Raw genomic sequence first — 17,904 nt, 5'->3', positions numbered from 1 at the left:
GGCCGTAGTGTGCACCATTTACGGAAAAATATGAAAGCGCCGTCCCGCGGGACGGCGCTTTCACAGATCTTCAAAACACCAGTTGTACCAGCAGCATATAGCAGGCGGTGCCCGCCAGGATGGACAGCAGCGTGTTCCGCCGCCACAGGTGCAGCCCGGCTGTCACCGCCACGGCGATGGCCTCCGGAATACCGTGGCTGCCGCCCAGAAGGTCGGTGCTGCGCAGGCTGTATACCACCAGCAGGCCCATCATGGCCGGCGGCAGCAGCCTGCCCAGGTCCTCCACCACCTTTGGCAGCTTCTTGTCCCCAGAGAACAGCAGGAACGGCGTCCATCGGGTGATCTGGGTGGCCAGCGCCACCATCGCCACGATGATCAGGGAATGTATCGTGTCTAGGCGCATAGCTTCCTCCTTCCCAGCAGCAGGACCGCCAGGGTCAGCACCATGGCCGGGATGACCATGTTGTCCGCGCCGAAAACGGCCAGACCCGCCACAGCGCACACCAGACCGGCAGCGCCGGGGGCACGGTTCTCTTTCTTGATGACCTGCTCGATGAACAGCACCACGAACAGCGCCGTCAGGGCGAAGTCGATGCCGGTGATGTCAAAGGTGATCAGCCCGCCCAGCAGGCCACCCAGCATGGAGAACGCCACCCAGTACAGCCAGGTCAGGAAGCTCATGGCAAAGTAGAACAGCGTGGGGTCCGTGTCCTCCGGCGGCTCCACCGAGGAGGAGAGGGAAAAGTTCTCGTCACTGAGGGTATAGATCATAAAATACCGCAGCCTGCCCAGCCCCCGGTACTTGGGCAGCAGCGCCAGCGAGAAAAACAGGTGCCGTGCGTTGACCATCAGGCTCAGCACAAAGGCCTGTAGGGGATCAAAGGCCGTGGTCAGCAGCGTAATGGCCACATACTGCATACTGCCGCAGAAGGCAAAGGCGCTGACAAAGCCGGCCCATAGGAAGCCGTAACCCTTGGAGGCCATCAGTACGCCGTAGGCCATGCCTACGGCCAGATAGCCGGTCATAATGGGGATGGTATGGGGAAACGCCGCCTTCACCGCCGCGGCAAAGCTCCTGTTCTGCACGGTATCACATCCTTTGAAGCGTGGGATAACGGCGCCATTATAATGTAAAACTCTTTTTCCCGCAATACTGGAAAACAGCGAATAAATGGTATATAATACAGGAACTTGTTGTGACTTTTGGTTGACAAAGGAGCGTATGTCATGGAAGAAATGCGTAGCTTTGGATATATCTGTCCGGCCTGCGGCAAAGCGGTGCTGCACAGCCGCAGCGTTTTCGCCCTGAACGCCGCCGCGGCGCGGATGGAATGCGAATGCGGCAAAGAAGCTCTGACCGCCGAGACGGACGGCCTGCGCTTCCGGCTGAACGTGCCCTGCGGCGTGTGCGGCGGGCACCACCAGGCGGAGTGCGACGCCGGTGCGGTGCTGCACGGCCGGGGCATTGGCCTGGCCTGCCCGGTAAAACAGGAGCTGTGCTGCTACATCGGCGAGGAGGCCCAGGTGCGAAAGGCCATGGAGGGTCTGGCCCTGCGGGTGGCCAAGGAAAAAGCGTCCCCCGATGAGGCCTTCACCGACAACGTCATCATGTATGAGGTACTGTCCGAGCTGAAGGATATCGCCGCCCGGGGCGGCATCGCCTGCGCCTGCGGCAGCCACGAATACACCATGCAGGTGCGCCGCGGCGCGGTGGACCTGACCTGTGCCAAATGCGGGGGACGCCTGCGCCTTCCCGCCGCCACCGACAGCGACCTGGATGATCTGTGCTGCCGCATGACGCTGACCATCCCGGGGAGGTAACATGGGCGCTGTCTTCTGTTTTCTGCTGTTTCTGGCCGCAGTGGGTCTCTGCATCCTTTTGGGCCAGTCCCTGATTCTTGCGATATGGGTGGGCATAGCAGCCTTCGCCGCCCTGGGCCTGCGCCGCGGGATGACCGTGCGGGCCATGTGGGACGCCGCCTGGGAGCAGGGCCGCAAAATGTGCTGCGTGATCGTGATCTACATGCTCATCGGCGCCATCACCGCCCTGTGGCGCAGCGCCGGGACCATCGCTTTCTTCATCTATCACGGGCTGCGCATCATCACGCCGCAGCTGTTCCTGCTGGTGACGTTCCTGCTGACCAGCTTCATCTCCTACGCCCTGGGCACGTCCTTCGGCGTGGTGGGCACCCTGGGCGTGATCCTGATGGCCTTGGCCCGCTCCGGCGGCGTCAGCGTGGCCATCACGGCGGGGACCATCGTGGCCGGCGCCTACTTCGGCGACCGCTGCTCGCCGGCCTCCTCCAGCGCCACGCTGGTGGCCGCCGCCACCGATACCAAGCTCTATGACAACCTGCACATGATGCACCGCACCGGCTGGCTGCCCTATCTGGTCAGCCTTGCGGCCTACGCTGCCCTGTCCGTAACGCACCCGCTGGCCACGGTGGACAGCGGTGTGCTGGACCAGCTGTCCGGCACCTTCAGCCTCAGCTGGTGGACGGCCATCCCGGCGCTGCTGATCCTGATCCTGCCGCTGTGCAAGGTCCCCATCCGGCCCACCATGGCCGTCAGTGCGCTGACGGCGCTGCTGGTGACGGTGTTCGCCCAGGGCCGCGCTCTGCTGCCCACCCTGCGGGATGCGGTGCTGGGCTACCTCCCCGCCCCCGGCGCGCTGCACGACGTGCTCTCCGGCGGCGGCATGATGTCCATGGTCTCGGCCACCATCATGGCCGTCAGCGCCGGGCTGTACGCCGGGCTGCTGGGCGGCATGGGCGTGCTGAACGGCGCGGCGCATCTGGCCCAGCGCCTGGCCCGGAGAGCCGGGCGGTTCCCCGCCTGCGCGGCGATCTCCGTGGTGTGCAGCATGGTGTTCTGCAACCAGTCCACCTGCGCGGTGGTGTGCAACCAGCTGCTGGAGGACGACTACACCAAGCGCGGCCACGGCAGGGGCGAGATGGCCCTTGACATCGAGAACTCCGGCATCGTTCTCTCGCCGCTGATCCCCTGGAACATCTCCGTGTCCATCCCGCTGGCCATGCTGGGCGCGGACATGTCCGCCATCCCCTACGAGATACTGCTGTACGCCATCCCTCTGTGCTATTGGCTGACAAAGCGCCGGGTCTACCCGCCGAAAGGAGACGACTGCTATGATACGATTGCTGAGCCGCTGGCTCATTCCTGACCGGGACAACGTGTCCTCCCCCGCCGTCCGCCGCGCCTACGGCACCCTGTGCGGCGCTGTGGGCATCGCACTGAATATTCTGCTGTTCATCGGCAAATTCTTCGCCGGACAGCTGTCCGGTTCCATCGCCGTCACGGCGGACGCCTTCAACAACCTGTCCGACGCCGGCTCCTCGGCGGTGACGCTGCTGGGCTTCCGTCTGGCGGGCAAAAAGCCGGACACCGACCACCCCTTTGGCCACGGCCGCATCGAGTACATATCCGGCCTGATCGTAGCGGGCCTGATCCTGCTGATGGGCGTGGAGCTGGCCAAGTCCTCCTTTGACAAGATCCTCCATCCGGAGGCCGTCACCTTCTCCCTGATGGCTATCGCCATCATGGCCGCCTCCGTGTGCGTGAAGGTCTATATGTGGCTGTACAACCGGGCCGTCGGCCGGAAGATCAAGTCCGCCGCCATGGAGGCCACCGCCACGGACAGCCTTTCCGACACCGTCTCCACCCTGGCGGTGCTCCTTGCCATGCTCATCGGCAAATGGACCGGTCTGGCGGTGGACGGCTATGTGGGCCTGGTGGTGGCACTGTTCATCCTGTTCTCCGCCTACAAGGCCGCAAAAGAGACCCTGTCCCCCCTGCTGGGGCAGGCGCCCGACCCGGCGCTGGTGCAGCAGATACGGGATATCGTCCTCTCCAACGACACAGTGCTGGGCGTACACGATCTGGTGGTCCACGACTACGGCCCCGGCCGTCTGATGATCACCCTCCACGCGGAGGTCCCCGCCCACGGGGACATCATGGCCATGCACGATGTGATCGACAATATTGAAAAGGAACTGATGGAGAAGCTCCACTGCCACGCCGTCATCCACATGGACCCCATCGTCACCGACGGCTCCGTCACCGCACTGAAGGAACAGGTGGCCGCGCTGGTGAAGCAGGTGGATCCCGGTCTGACCATCCACGACTTCCGCGTGGTCCGGGGCACCACACACGATAACCTGATCTTCGACGCGGTGCTGCCCTTCTCCAGCAGCAAGACCCCAGCCCAGGCAGCGCAGGAGATACGCGCTCTGGTCCGCACCATGGACGGCAATTACTACGCCGTGGTCACGGTGGAGCACAGCTACACGGACTAAGGGCAACACCGCACAGCGAAAGCCGCGGTGCTGCCCGAAAAAAACCGTGCGCCTGCGGCGCACGGATGAGAGCCCTTATTCCTATTCCCATGTCTGCCATATCTCCGGGCAATAGCCCACGGTGGCCTGCTTCCCGTTGCGGACAATGGGTGCGGCGAACAGCTCCGGGTATTCCAGCAGCTTTTCCTCCGCCGCCTGAGGCGTGATATAGGCCATGTACAGCGCCTCATACGCCCGGCAGTCCTTGTCCACCAGCGCGTCGAAGCTGCCCACGGCCGCCCGGATGGAACGGTACTCCCCCGGCGATACGCCCTTGCTCACAAGGTCGATATACTGGTACTTGATGCGGCGCTCCTTGAACCAGCGCTCCGCCTTTTTCGTGTCGAAGGACTTGCTTTTTCCGAAGATCTGAATATTCATAGCGTATGCTCCTTACAAAAGAAATGGAGGGACAGTATGGACGACACCATCCGCAGACTGAAAGAACTGACAGACGCCAGTGACAACATCGTGTTTTTCGGCGGCGCCGGCGTATCCACCGAGTCCGGGATACCGGACTTCCGCAGTGTGGACGGCCTGTATCACCAGAAATTCAAATACCCGCCGGAGACCATGCTCAGCCACACATTTTACGAGACGCACACCGAGGAATTCTACGACTTCTACCGGGCCAAAATGCTGGCCCTGGACGCCCAGCCCAACGCCGCCCACCGCAAGCTGGCGGAATGGGAGCGGCAGGGGAAGCTGAAGGCCGTCATCACCCAGAACATCGACGGCCTGCACCAGAAGGCCGGCAGCCGGGAGGTCCTTGAACTCCACGGCAGCGTGCTGCGGAACCACTGTACCCGCTGCGGGAAATTCTACGGTGTGGAGCGCATCGCGGAGAGCCGCGGCATTCCCCGCTGCACCTGCGGCGGCATCATTAAGCCGGACGTGGTGCTGTATGAGGAGTCCCTGGATGAGGACGTGATGGCCCGCGCCATCCACTATATCCGGCAGGCAGACGTGCTCATCATCGGCGGCACGTCGCTGGTGGTCTATCCCGCCGCCGGGCTGATACAGTACTACCGCGGCCATAAGCTGGCGGTCATCAACAAGGGCGGGGCCGGCAGCGGTCTTGGCGCCGCCGTCACCATCGACGGCCCTATCGGCCAGGTCATGGCCCAATTATAACACGCAGCGCCCCGACACGCAAGCCGGGGCGCCGTGCTATTGCGAACGCCGTGCCGATGTGCTATACTATATGTTCAAAAAAACACCAAGCGAGGCATAGCATGACCACGAAAGATTATCAGACCCGCAGCCCCCTGCGGATATTCCTCTCCTACTTCAAACCCCACCGGCGGCTCTTCGCCCTGGACCTGTCCTGCGCGTTCCTCATCGCCTGCATCGACCTGGCGTTCCCGCTGGTGTCCCGCGCCGCCATGTATACCTGGCTGCCCCAGCGGCAGTTCCGGGTATTCTTCATCGTCATGGCGGTGGTGGTGGCCGCCTATGTGCTGCGCTCGGCGCTGTACTTCGTGGTGGCCTACTGGGGCCACACCTTCGGCATCCGCGTGGAGGCGGATATCCGCCGCGATCTGTACCGCCACATTCAGGAGCTGGGCTTCGACTTCTACGACCGCAACCGCACCGGCCAGCTGATGAGCCGCCTGACCAGTGACCTGTTTGAACTGACGGAGCTGGCCCACCACGGGCCGGAGGATCTGTTCATCTCCCTGGTGACCATCGTGGGCGCGCTGGCGGTGATGTTCACCCTGCGCTGGGAGCTGGCGCTGGTACTGCTGGTGCTGCTGCCTGTCCTGCTGACCATGGCCCTGCGCCGCCGCCGGCAGATGAGCGCCGCCTCCCGGGCTGCCAAGGTCAAGACCGGCACCATCAACGCCGCCATCGAGTCCGGCCTGTCCGGCGTGCGGACCACCAAGGCCTTTGCCAACGAAGAAGCCCAGCAGCAGCGGTTCGACGAGGCCAACGAGGTGTTCAAGACCGCCAAGCGTGGCTTTCACAAGGAGATGGGCCGCTTCAACGCGGTGATGGAGTTCTGCACCGGCATATTGCCGGTGGCGGTGATCGCCGTGGGCGGCTGGCTCATCATGGGGGAGAAAATGGACTATGTGGATCTGATCACCTTCTCCCTATACGTCACCGCCTTCGTCAGTCCCATCCGCAAGCTGGCCAACTTCGCTGAGATGTTCTCCAACGGCTTCGCGGGCCTGCACCGCTTCATTGAGCTGATGGCCACCGAGCCGTCCATCCAGGACGCGCCGGACGCGCAGCCCCTCGAACATGTACAGGGCCGCGTGGACGTGAACGACGTCTCCTTCGCCTACGGCGAAAAGGCCGAGGTGCTGCACAACGTGACGCTGCACATCCCCGCCGGCGAGACGGTGGCCCTGGTGGGGCCCTCCGGCGGCGGCAAGACTACCCTGTGCCAGCTGCTGCCCCGGTTCTACGACGTGGACAGCGGCAGCATCACCGTCGACGGCCGCGATGTCCGCGCCGTCACCCAGCGCTCCCTGCGCCGGGCCATCGGCATCGTGCAGCAGGACGTGTTCCTGTTTGCCGACACCATCCGCGAGAATATTCGCTACGGCCGCCCCGACGCCACCGACGCCGAGGTAGAGCAGGCGGCGCGGCAGGCGGAGATCTACGATGATATCTGCGCCATGCCCGACGGGTTCGACACCTATGTGGGTGAGCGGGGCGCGCTGCTCTCCGGCGGGCAGAAGCAGCGGGTGGCCATCGCCCGGGTGTTTCTGAAGGCCCCGCCCATTCTGATACTGGATGAGGCCACCTCCGCGCTGGACAGCGTGACGGAAGCCCGCATCCAGGGCGCCTTTGACCGTTTGGCCCGAGGCCGCACGACACTGATCATCGCCCACCGGCTGTCCACCATTCGTTCGGCCGACCGGATACTGGTGATACAGGACGGCGTCATCGCCGAACAGGGCTCCCACCAGGAACTCCTGGCGAAGAACGGCGTGTACGCCACACTGTACCGCACGCAGAATTTGGAGGCATAACATGGACAGACGAGAACTGCTGGACAGAGCCGCCCACAGCCCGGAGGAACGGCTGCTGCTGAGCCGCGTGTGGGATAAGTGTGAGCAGTGCCGCACGCGGAACATTCCCACGGCCACCGGCTTTCTCTCGCCCCAGGAACAGACGGCGGCGCAGCATCTGCTGAACGCGCTGGGGTGCCGGGAGGGCTATGTGCTTTGGGGCGGCTATGACGGCGCGGAGCGCCGGCGGCTGGTGTTCCTGCCGGACTGGCTGGAGACGCCTGACGACCAAGTCGCGGCGGTGCGGGCCGCGTGCCGCAGCGGCGGCGACCTGACCCACCGGGATTTTTTGGGCAGTTTGATGGCTCTGGGATTGACCCGGGAGAAGATAGGCGATATACTTGTGGAAAAGGGCGGCTGTCAGGTGCTGCTGGACCCGTCCATGACGGATTTCCTGCTGCAGAACTGGGACAGCGCCGACCGGGAGAAGCTCACCGTAACGCCGCTGCCGCTTTCGGCGCTGGCGGTCCCCCATGCGGCGGTGAAGGAAATAAAGGACACGGTGCCATCCCTGCGGCTGGACAACGTGCTGGCGGCGGGATTTTCTCTCAGCCGGGGCCGGGCGGCGGAGGCCGTGGAAAAGGGGTCCGTACAGGTGAACTACGTCACCTGTGTGAAGCCGGACAAGCCCGTGTCGGCGGGGGATACCATCACCTGCCGCGGTCTGGGAAAATGCGTATTGGACAGCGTGGGCGCTCCCACGAAAAAGGGCCGCCTGCCGGTGGCCATACGGCGATACATATAAGGGAGAAACAGCTATGGATGAGAAGAAGATAGCACGCATCAACGAGCTGGCCCGCAAGGCCAAGGCCGAGGGGCTGACAGACGTGGAGATCGAGGAGCGCGCTGCACTGCGGCAGGAGTACCTGAACGCGGTAATGGCCAATGCCCGCAGCGTGCTGGAGAATACCTATATCGTGGACGAGAAGGGCAACAAGCGAAAGCTGCGGGGAAAGGGAGAAGGGGAAGCATGAGCTACGAATACGACGAGAACAACGGTCTTCAGCCGAAGCCGCCGAAAAAGAACAATAACGACCTGGGTTCGTGGATATTCATCGCGGTGATGTTTGCCGTGGCCTGGCCTGTGGGCCTGATCCTGCTGCTGAGCAAGCTCAGCGAGGGCGGCGGCAGGAAAATGCGCCAGCAGGCGCGGGATGCGTGGCAGCGGACGGCGGCGGGCAGCGCCGAGGCGAAGCCTGCGCAGGCGCGCGCCTCCGCGGCGAAGAACACCGTCCGCAAGGTCACAGAGACGCCGAACTACTCCGACAAGGGCGCCAAAACCATGAAGATCATCGGCGCGGTGCTGGGTATTCTGGGCTGCGTGGCTATGCTCAGTGCCGTCAGCGACAACCTGTCCTACGCCTACCACTACAACGAGTGGTGGTACTTTGCCCGGCAGCTGTTCTATCCCCTGGGCATGATGGCCGGCGGCGCGTCCCTGCTGCTGGGCAGCGGCGCCATGAAGCGCCGCCAGCGGCGCTTTGCCACCTACCTCCGCACCGTCGGGCAGAAGCAGGCCGTGCCCCTGGACTATCTGGCCCGGGCCGCCGACGTGTCCCGCCGTCGGGTGGAGAAGGACGTGAACCTGATGCTGGAAAAGGGCCTCTGGGGTGACGAGGCCTATATCGACATGGGCAGCGGTATGCTCTTCAAGTCCCAGGCCGCCGCCACGGCGTACTTTGATGCCGCCCACCGCGCCAAGGCGGAGCAGGGTCAGCCCGCACAGACCGCGCCCGCGCCGGCGGGCTACGCCGCCATCCTGGCCCAGATCCGCGAGCTGAACGACCGCATCGCCGACGAGGCCATCAGCGCCAAGCTGGACCGCATGGAGCAGGTGTCCGGCCGTATTTTCAAACTCATTGAAGAGGACGAGGCCAAGCGTGACGCCGCCGGCACGTTCCTGAACTACTACCTGCCCACTACCCTGAAGCTGCTGGAAAACTACGCCAGCTTCGAGGAGGCCGGCGTCAGCGGCGAGAACCTGAGCCAGGCCAAGGCCAAGATCGAAAAGACCATGGACAGCATCGTGGCGGGCTTCGAGCACCAGCTGGACGAGCTGTACCGCACCGATGCCATGGATATCGACAGCGATATCCGGGTGATGGAGACCATGCTGCGCCGGGACACCGCCAGCGTAGCGGACGACTTCGGCCTGAACGGCAGCAGCGCCGTGCAGCAGCGGGATGAGTAAACGAAAAGGGAAACGCAGCGCGCCTGCGTTTCCCTTTTGTGCTTGCGGCCCTTTTCCGCCCCCGCCGCGGCACAAAAAGCGCCTTGTTTGTTGACGGGACGGGAAAAATGGGGTACAATGTCGGTAACGTTACCAGCGACCTGTTTCGCGTCCTTTGACGGAACAGGCGTGCTACCATAGAGCAGACGAGCAGCGTGAGAGAAAAGGAGCTGAGCACATGACGCGGCACCCGGCCCACGACATCTACACCTACCTCGGCGCACACCCGGCGGAGCAGGGCTTCACCTTCCGCGTGTGGGCGCCCAACGCCCGCGCCGTGGCGCTGGCCGGGGACTTCAACGGCTGGCAGCCCCGGCCCATGACCCGGCTGGATACCGGCGTGTGGGAAACGGCGGCGGAGAACGCCAAGGTCTACGACGCCTACAAGTATGTGGTCACCGGCGCGGACGGCCGGGTGGTCTGGAAGGCCGATCCCTGTGCCTTCCACGCGGCCACCCGTCCCGGGACAGACAGCAAGGTCTACGACCTGTCCGGATACCAGTGGCGGGACGATGACTGGCGGCAGCAGCGGCTGAAAAAGCCGCCGGTGAACGGCGAGCTGCTGATCTACGAGGTGCATCTGGGCTCGTGGAAGCGCCACGAGGACGGCTCTCCCCTGAGCTATGTGGAGCTGGCAAAGGAGCTGCCCTCCTATGTAAAGGCCATGGGCTACAACTTCGTAGAGCTGCTGCCGGTGACGGAATACCCCCTGGACGACAGCTGGGGCTACCAGTGCACCGGCTACTTCGCCCCCACCAGCCGCTACGGCACGCCCCACGACTTCATGGCCCTGGTGGATGCCCTGCACCGGGCGGGGCTGGGCGTGATACTGGACTGGGTGCCCGCCCACTTCTGCAAGGACAGCCACGGGCTTATCGAATTTGACGGCACCTGCCTCTACGAGTACGGCGACCCCCTGAAATGGGAGCACGCCGGCTGGGGCACCCGTGTATTCGACTTCGGCAAGCCGGAGGTCCGGGAATTCCTGCTGTCCTCCGCCGTCTACTGGTTGAAGGAATACCACATCGACGGGCTGCGGGTGGACGCGGTGGCGTCCATGCTGTATCTGGACTATGACCGGCAGGGCGGCGCGTGGCGTCCCAACAGGGACGGCGGCCGGGAGAACCTGGAGGCCATCGACTTCCTGCGTGAGCTGAACCGGGCAGCCTTTGCCGCCGACCCGGCGGCGCTGATGGTGGCGGAGGAGTCCACCGCGTGGCCGCTGGTCACCTATCCGCCGGAGCAGGGCGGTCTGGGCTTCAACCTGAAGTGGAACATGGGCTGGATGAACGACCTGTGCCACTATCTGAAGATGGACCCCTACTTCCGCCAGTTCCACCACCGGGACGTGACGTTCTCCATGGTCTACGCCTTCTCGGAAAACTACGTCCTGCCCCTGTCCCACGACGAGGTGGTCCACATGAAGGGCTCTCTCCGGGGCAAGATGCCCGGCGACGACTGGCGGCAGCTGGCCGGTGTAAGGAGTTTCTGGGCCTATATGCTGTGCCACCCCGGCAAAAAGCTGCTGTTCATGGGCAGCGAGCTGCCCCAGTGGCACGAGTGGGACTTCCGCGGCCAGCTGGACTGGTATCTGCTGGACGATCCCGCCTGCCGGGCCAGCCATGAGTGCCTGCGGCAGCTGAACCGGCTGTATAAGCGCAACCGGTGCCTGTGGGAAAACGACCGGGACTGGGACGGCTTTACATGGCTGGTGGCCGATGATAACCACAACAATGTGCTGGTGTTTCTGCGGCGGGACCGCAGGGGCCACGAGCTGATCTGCGCGGTGAACTTCGCGCCGGTGCCCTGGGACAACTACCGCTTCGGCGTGCCGGCAGCGGCGCGGTATGAGGTGCTGTTCAACACGGACGACGCCTGCTGGGGCGGCAGCGGCTGCGCCCTTCCGGCGGGCAGCCGGATCGACGTGGACGAGATCCCCTCCCACGGGCGGGAGACTTCCCTTTCCCTGACCATTCCGCCCTTGGGCGCGGTGCTGCTGCGCCGGGAGGGAAAACGCCCCCAGAAAAAACAGAACACAGGAGGTACGCAAGGATGAAAAAAGAGTGTGTGGCGATGCTGCTGGCCGGCGGCCAGGGCAGCCGCCTGTACGTGCTCACCGGTAGCATGGCCAAGCCCGCCGTGCCCTTCGGCGGCAAATTCCGCATCATTGACTTTCCCCTGTCCAACTGTACCAACTCCGGCATCGACACCGTGGGCGTACTGACCCAGTACCGGCCGCTGGAGCTGAACACCTACATCGGCAGCGGCCAGCCCTGGGAGCTGGACCGTGTCAACGGCGGCGTACATATCCTGCCGCCCTACCAGAGCGCCGGCGGCGCCGTCTGGTACAAGGGCACCGCCAACGCCATCTACCAGAACATCGGCTTCGTGGATCTGTACGACCCGGAGTACGTACTGGTGCTCTCCGGCGACCACATCTATAAGATGGACTACTCCCTGATGCTGCGCCGCCACAAGGCCACCGGCGCTGACTGCACCATCTCCGTCATGGAGGTCCCCTGGGAGGAGGCCAGCCGCTTCGGCATCATGGCCGTGGACGGCGAGGACAACATCACCGAGTTCGCCGAGAAGCCCAAGGAACCGAAAAGCAACCTGGCCTCTATGGGCATCTATATCTTCACCTGGAAAAAGCTGCGCCAGTACCTCATCGATGATGAGACTGACCCCCGCAGCGACAACGACTTCGGAAAAAACATCATCCCCGCTATGCTGCGAAACGGTGAGAAGATGTCCGCCTACCGCTTCGAGGGCTACTGGAAGGACGTGGGTACGCTGGACTCCCTGTGGGATGCCAACATGGATATGCTCTCCCCCGGCTCCGGGCTGAACCTGCTGGACAAGAAGTGGCGCATCTACGGCCGCACGCCCACCTGCCCGCCCACCTACATCGGTAAAACGGGCGATGTGGGCAACAGCGCCGTGGCCAAGGGCTGCACCGTGCTGGGCGAGGTAAAGAACGCCGTCCTCAGCACCGGCACCACCGTGGCCGAGGGCGCGTCCGTCTCCTATTCCGTGGTCATGCCCGGCGCCGTCATCGAGGCAGGCGCGAAGGTGTCCTACGCCATCGTGGGCGAGGGCTGCCGCGTAGGCAGAAATGCCGTGGTGGGCGGCGCCCCGGGCAGCGTCCCCTTTGAGGACTGGGGTATCGCCGTGCTGGGGCCCCGGACCTCCGTGGCGGACGGCGCGGTCATCGAACCGAAAATGATGCTGGGCGAAAACGGCAAGGAGGTGCGGCCATGAACGGAATGCACGGGATCATCTTCTCCTACGACAAGGAAAACGGTCTGCGGGAGCTCATCGAAAATCGCGTCCACGGCTCCATCCCCTTCGGCGGTGACTACCGCATCATCGACTTCATCCTCTCCAGCATGGTGAACGCCGGCGTCACGGACGTGGGCGTCATCATGCACGGCAAGTGCCAGTCGCTGCTGGACCACCTGGGCAGCGGCAAGAGCTGGGACCTGAGCCGCAACTTCGGCGGTCTGACGCTGCTGCCGGCCTTCGCCTATAATGAGCAGCACCGCGGCGACGGCCAGTTCCGCGGCCGCGTGGATGCCCTGGGCAGTGTGATGAACTACCTGAAGAGCATCCGCCAGGACTACGTGGTGCTGTCCGACAGCGACACGGTCATCAACGCGCCCCTGGAGGACGTGCTCCGCCGCCATATCGACACCGGCGCGGACATCACCGCCGTCTGCACCGCCGTCCCCGGCGACGGGCAGGACACCTACTTCCGGCTGGACGCCTGGGGCCGCATCACCGACACGGCCTACGGCCTGCACACGCCGGAGGGCTATCGCTGCCTGAACATCTTTGTCCTGCGGACCGAGCTGCTCATCCAGCTGGTGACGGAGTGCCTGAGCCACAACCGTTACAGCCTGCGGCGGGATGTCCTTCAGGGCATGAGCAGCCGCCTCCGCCTGCAAAGCTATGTCTACGACGGCTACGCCGCCCACATCAGCACCCTGCAGAACTACTACGACCGCAGCATGGAGCTGCTGGATACCGCCACCCGCAGCGCCCTGTTCTGCCCGGACCGTCCGGTATACGGCAAGGAAAACGACTCCCCCTCCAGCTACATCGACCCGGAGGGCGGCTGCGTCAACTCTCTGGCCGCCGACGGCTGCGACATCCAGGGCAGCGCAAAAAACTGCGTGCTGTTCCGCAACGTGCGTATTGAAAAGGGTGCCAGCGTGGAAAACTGTATCCTGTTCAAGGACACGGTGGTCAAGCGCGGTGCCATACTGCGGGGCGTGATCACCGACAAATACGTCACCATCAGCGAGAATGTGACCCTGATGGGCCACGAGCGCTATCCCATCGTCATCGCCAAGGGCGCGACGGTGTGAGAGAAAGGAGCCTGCCATGAAGCTGCTGTATGTGACCAGCGAAGCCTATCCCTTCTGCAAGACCGGCGGCCTGGCCGATGTGGCCGGCAGCCTCCCCCCCGCCCTGGCGGCGGAGGGTGTCGAGACCGCCGTCATCCTGCCCCTGTACGACAAGATCGGCCCCCAGTGGCGGGAGAAAATGACCTTCCGCCGGTATATCTACGTGGACCTGGGCTGGCGGCATGAGTACTGCGGCCTGTTCTCCCTCCATGACCGGGGCGTGACCTGGTACTTCGTGGACAACGAAAAATACTTCCGCCGCGGCCGCCTGTACGGTGAGTTTGACGACGGCGAGCGCTTCGCCTTTTTCAGCCACGCGGTCGTCGACCTGCTGCCCAGCCTGGACTGGATGCCGGACATCCTCCACTGCAACGACTGGCAGACGGCGCTGGTGCCCATCTATCTCAAGGACGCGGCCACCCGCTGGTGGGAGATACGCCATATCCGCACGGTGTTCACCATTCACAACATTGAGTATCAGGGCCGCTACGGCAGCGACAGCGTGGACCAGCTCTTCGGTCTGGATCGTGGCTGGTACGATGACGGCACCCTCCGCATGGACGGCGACGTGAACCTGATGAAGGGTGCCATGCTCATGGCGGACGCCGTCACCACCGTCAGTCCCACCTACGCCGCCCAACTCCATGACCCGGCCTATGCCGAGGGGCTGGAGAGCGTGGTGGACGCCATCGGCTGGAAAATGCACGGCGTGGTCAACGGCATCGACACCGTCACCTACGACCCGGCGTCCGACCCGGCGCTTCCGGCGCATTACACGGCGGCAGACCCGACCGGCAAGGCCGTGTGCAAGGCATCCCTGCAGGCTGCCCTCGGACTTGCCCAGGAGCCGGACACGCCGCTGATCGCCATGGTGACGCGGCTGGTGGGCCACAAGGGGCTTGATCTCGTGCAGCAGGCCATGGACGGCATTATGGCCACCGGCTGCCAGTTCGTGGTGCTGGGCACCGGCGACAGGCAGTATGAGGACTTCTTCCGCTGGAAGGCGGGGCAGTACCCCGGCCGCGTGTCAGCCCAGATCCTGTACGCCGAGGACCTGTCCCGGCGCGTCTACGCCGCCGCGGACCTGTTCCTGATGCCCTCCCGCAGCGAGCCCTGCGGCCTGAGCCAGATGATCGCCATGCGCTACGGCGCGGTGCCCATCGTGCGGAGCACCGGCGGTCTGGCGGACACCGTGCGCTCCTGCCAGGTGGGGCAGGAGGACGGCACCGGCTACCTGTTCGGCGACTATGACGCCGGGGCCATGCTCTCCGTCATCGGTCAGGCCACCGGCCTGTACCGGGGCGACCGGACAGGCTTCGACACCGTTCGATACCGTGGCATGACCGCGGACTTCAGCTGGGGCCGCAGCGCGGCGGCCTACCGGCACATTTATGAGAACCTTTGACCCAAGGAGGAGTTACCCGATATGACCTACAACAAAGAGACCCTGAAAGAGGCCATCGTGCAGAAGCTGCGCCTCAACTACGGCTGCACCGAGCAGCAGGCCACCGACGGCGAGATGATGAAGGCCTGCGCCATGGTCCTGCGGGACATCATGGCCGAGCACGGCGTACAGACCCGCGAGGAGACGGCTCACGAGGAAAAGCGCAAGGTCCACTACCTGTCGCTGGAGTTCCTGATGGGCCGCAGCCTGATGAAAAACGCCTTCAATCTGGAGCTGCTGGAGCCCCTGACCGCCGCCATCGGCGAGCTGGGCTTCAAGGCGGCGGACATCTTCGACATGGAGCCGGACGCCGGTCTGGGCAACGGCGGTCTGGGCCGTCTGGCCGCCTGCTATCTGGACAGCATGACCACCCTGGAGATCCCGGCGACGGGCTACTCCATCTGCTATGAGCTGGGCATTTTCAAGCAGAAGATCGTGGAGGGCCAGCAGGTGGAGCTGCCCGACGACTGGATGCAGCTGGGCGACGCGTGGCTGCTGCCCAAGCTGCAGGAGGCGGAGGAGGTCCGCTTCGGCGGCAAGGTCCGCACCCGCTGGGACAACAACCACCTGATGGTGGTCCATGAGGACTACACCCGTGTGCTGGCCATCCCCTGCGATATGGAGATCGCCGGCTACGACACCGACCATGTGAACACCCTGCGCCTGTGGCAGGCCCGCAGCCCCAAGCCCATCGACATGAAGCTCTTCAGCGAGGGCCAGTACCTCCACGCCGCCGAGGAGCGCGCCATGGCTGACGCCATCAGCCAGGTGCTCTACCCCGAGGACAACCACTACGAGGGCAAGTCCCTGCGGCTGAAGCAGCAGTATTTCTTCGTGTCCGCCACCATTCAGTCCATCACCCGCAAGCACATCCAGCAGTACGGCACCCTCAGGAACTTCCATGAGAAGAATGTCATCCAGATCAACGACACCCACCCCACGCTGGTGATCCCGGAGCTGATGCGTATCCTCATCGACGATGCCGGCATGGGCTGGGACGAGGCCTGGCACATCACCACCCACTGCGTGGCCTACACCAACCACACCGTGCTTTCCGAGGCCCTTGAGGTCTGGCCGCAGCAGCTGTTCGAAACGCTGCTGCCCCGCGTGTGGCAGATATTGCAGGAGATCTCCCGCCGCTGGCAGCAGCAGGTGGAGGACTTCTTCCACGATCCCGCCAAGACCGCCAAGCTGGCCATTATCTGGGACGGCGGCGTCCGCATGGCCAACCTGTGCATCGCCGGCAGCATGGCCGTCAACGGCGTCAGCGCCCTGCACTCCGAGATTTTGCGGAAGGACCTGTTCAAGGACGCCTGCCAGATGATGCCGGACAAGTTCAAGAACGTCACCAACGGCATCGACCACCGCCGCTGGGTGCCCCAGATCAACCCCGGTCTGGACGGACTGCTCCGTGACCTGATCGGCGAGGGCTACCTCACCCACCCGCAGGAGCTGAAAAAGCTGGAGGCCTACGCCGGTGACAAGGCGGTCCTTCAGCGTCTGGAGGACATCAAGCATCAGAACAAGCTTGCCTTTGCCGCCTTCGCCAGGAAACACCAGGGTGTGGTGCTGAACACCGACGCCATCTTCGATGTGCAGGTAAAGCGCCTTCACGAGTACAAGCGCCAGCTACTGAACGCCCTGCAGATCATCTACCTGTACCAGCGCCTGCAGGATGACCCCAGCCTGGACCTCCCGCCCCAGACGTTCCTGTTCGGCGCCAAGGCCGCCCCCGGCTACGCCGTGGCCAAGCGCATCATCCACCTCATCAATTCTCTGGCCGACCAGATCAACAGCGACCCGCTGTGCAAAGATCGGCTCCAGGTGGTGTTCCTGGAGAACTACCGCGTCTCCTTGGCCGAGGTCCTCATGCCCGCCAGCGAGGTCAGTCAGCAGATCTCCACCGCCGGCAAGGAGGCCAGCGGCACCGGCAACATGAAGTTTATGATGAACGGCGCGCTGACCGTCGGCACCCTGGACGGTGCCAACGTGGAAATGCACGACCTGCTGGGCGACGACAATATGTTCCTCTTCGGCCTTCATGCCGATGAGGTGGAGCACCTGCGCCACACCTACGACCCCAACCTGCTCTACCAGCGCGACCCGGTGCTGCGCCGCGTGCTGGACCAGCTGAAGGTAGGCTTCCGGGACGGCGTTACCTACGAGGACCTGTTCCAGCGGCTGGTCACCGGCATGGACGGTCAGGCGGACCAGTACATGGTCCTGGCCGACTTCGCCGCCTACTGCGAAGCCGAATCCCGGATGCGCCACACCTACCGCGACCGGGAGACGTGGAACCGCATGAGCCTCACCAACATCGCCCGCAGCGGCGTCTTCGCCGCCGACCGGGCCATCTCCCAGTACGCCGACACCATCTGGCACGTGCCCTACAAGCAGTAACGCACAAGGGAGCGCCCCGCGGGGCGCTCCCTTTCTTCGCCGCGCC

16 protein-coding genes are annotated in these 17,904 nt (G+C 64.2%); 13 read left to right on the top strand and 3 right to left on the bottom strand.

The annotated features are described in order from the left end of the window. Positions 1 to 70: 70 nt before the first annotated feature. Positions 71 to 403 (bottom strand): branched-chain amino acid transporter permease, encoded by a 333-nt coding sequence (locus ACOMDU_RS10685; protein ID WP_022136062.1) that lies wholly within the window; start codon positions 401 to 403, stop codon positions 71 to 73. Next, the gene (locus ACOMDU_RS10680) at positions 394 to 1,086 is read right to left on the bottom strand and encodes an AzlC family ABC transporter permease (RefSeq protein WP_421130293.1); all 693 of its coding nucleotides are present in this window, start codon (positions 1,084 to 1,086) and stop codon (positions 394 to 396) included. The genes ACOMDU_RS10685 and ACOMDU_RS10680 overlap by 10 nt, the downstream gene beginning before the upstream one ends. Positions 1,087 to 1,227: 141 nt before the next feature. Here ACOMDU_RS10680 and ACOMDU_RS10675 point away from each other — a divergent pair, with 141 nt between their 5' ends. From ACOMDU_RS10675 to ACOMDU_RS10665, 3 genes are read left to right on the top strand one after another with little or no spacing between them, the layout of a single operon-like run. Next, positions 1,228 to 1,821 (top strand): hypothetical protein, encoded by a 594-nt coding sequence (locus ACOMDU_RS10675; RefSeq protein WP_421130292.1) that lies wholly within the window; start codon positions 1,228 to 1,230, stop codon positions 1,819 to 1,821. Position 1,822: 1 nt separating this feature from the next. Next, positions 1,823 to 3,181 carry a Na+/H+ antiporter NhaC family protein gene (locus tag ACOMDU_RS10670; RefSeq protein ID WP_421130291.1) on the top strand — a complete coding sequence of 453 codons (1,359 nt, stop codon included), beginning with the start codon at positions 1,823 to 1,825 and terminating at the stop codon, positions 3,179 to 3,181. Then, positions 3,147 to 4,313, top strand: a complete 1,167-nt coding sequence (locus tag ACOMDU_RS10665; protein ID WP_421130290.1) for a cation diffusion facilitator family transporter — start codon at positions 3,147 to 3,149, stop codon at positions 4,311 to 4,313. The genes ACOMDU_RS10670 and ACOMDU_RS10665 overlap by 35 nt, the downstream gene beginning before the upstream one ends. An 81-nt stretch (positions 4,314 to 4,394) precedes the next feature. Here ACOMDU_RS10665 and ACOMDU_RS10660 read toward each other — a convergent pair whose 3' ends face one another. Next, positions 4,395 to 4,733, bottom strand: coding sequence for an arsenate reductase family protein (locus ACOMDU_RS10660; RefSeq protein WP_022136068.1), 339 nt, complete (start codon positions 4,731 to 4,733; stop codon positions 4,395 to 4,397). Positions 4,734 to 4,769: 36 nt separating this feature from the next. Between ACOMDU_RS10660 and ACOMDU_RS10655 the strand changes: the two genes are divergently transcribed. From ACOMDU_RS10655 to ACOMDU_RS10610, 10 genes are all read left to right on the top strand, one after another. After that, complete coding sequence (locus ACOMDU_RS10655; RefSeq protein WP_421130289.1) at positions 4,770 to 5,486, top strand: NAD-dependent protein deacylase; 717 nt, start codon at positions 4,770 to 4,772, stop codon at positions 5,484 to 5,486. A gap of 101 nt (positions 5,487 to 5,587) precedes the next feature. Beyond that, a complete protein-coding gene (locus ACOMDU_RS10650) occupies positions 5,588 to 7,336 on the top strand; it encodes an ABC transporter ATP-binding protein (protein WP_421130288.1) in 1,749 nt (582 codons plus the stop codon). 1 nt (position 7,337) lies between these two features. Next, positions 7,338 to 8,120: a YlmH family RNA-binding protein gene (locus tag ACOMDU_RS10645; protein WP_421130287.1), complete on the top strand. Its 783-nt coding sequence runs from the start codon at positions 7,338 to 7,340 to the stop codon at positions 8,118 to 8,120. A gap of 13 nt (positions 8,121 to 8,133) precedes the next feature. Next, a complete protein-coding gene (locus ACOMDU_RS10640) occupies positions 8,134 to 8,349 on the top strand; it encodes a DUF896 domain-containing protein (RefSeq protein ID WP_421130286.1) in 216 nt (71 codons plus the stop codon). Beyond that, complete coding sequence (locus ACOMDU_RS10635) at positions 8,346 to 9,566, top strand: 5-bromo-4-chloroindolyl phosphate hydrolysis family protein (RefSeq protein ID WP_421130285.1); 1,221 nt, start codon at positions 8,346 to 8,348, stop codon at positions 9,564 to 9,566. The genes ACOMDU_RS10640 and ACOMDU_RS10635 overlap by 4 nt, the downstream gene beginning before the upstream one ends. A gap of 217 nt (positions 9,567 to 9,783) precedes the next feature. Then, on the top strand, positions 9,784 to 11,661 hold the full coding sequence (gene glgB, locus ACOMDU_RS10630) for a 1,4-alpha-glucan branching protein GlgB (RefSeq protein WP_421130284.1): 1,878 nt from the start codon (positions 9,784 to 9,786) through the stop codon (positions 11,659 to 11,661). Then, positions 11,658 to 12,866 carry a glucose-1-phosphate adenylyltransferase gene (locus ACOMDU_RS10625; RefSeq protein ID WP_421130283.1) on the top strand — a complete coding sequence of 403 codons (1,209 nt, stop codon included), beginning with the start codon at positions 11,658 to 11,660 and terminating at the stop codon, positions 12,864 to 12,866. Before glgB ends, ACOMDU_RS10625 begins: the two co-directional genes overlap by 4 nt. Further along, positions 12,863 to 13,975 carry a glucose-1-phosphate adenylyltransferase subunit GlgD gene (glgD, locus tag ACOMDU_RS10620; RefSeq protein WP_421130282.1) on the top strand — a complete coding sequence of 371 codons (1,113 nt, stop codon included), beginning with the start codon at positions 12,863 to 12,865 and terminating at the stop codon, positions 13,973 to 13,975. Before ACOMDU_RS10625 ends, glgD begins: the two co-directional genes overlap by 4 nt. A 16-nt stretch (positions 13,976 to 13,991) precedes the next feature. Continuing rightward, complete coding sequence (locus tag ACOMDU_RS10615; protein WP_421130281.1) at positions 13,992 to 15,419, top strand: glycogen synthase; 1,428 nt, start codon at positions 13,992 to 13,994, stop codon at positions 15,417 to 15,419. A 21-nt stretch (positions 15,420 to 15,440) separates the two neighbouring features. After that, entirely contained in the window at positions 15,441 to 17,858 is a 2,418-nt protein-coding gene (locus ACOMDU_RS10610; protein ID WP_421130280.1) for a glycogen/starch/alpha-glucan phosphorylase, read from the top strand. Positions 17,859 to 17,904: the final 46 nt, after the last annotated feature.

This window comes from Vescimonas sanitatis (assembly GCF_049060325.1).
In the GTDB taxonomy this organism is placed as follows: domain Bacteria; phylum Bacillota; class Clostridia; order Oscillospirales; family Oscillospiraceae; genus Vescimonas; species Vescimonas sanitatis.
The sequence above is the reverse complement of the archived record's forward strand: the minus strand, read 5'-3'. Positions and strand labels throughout refer to the sequence as shown.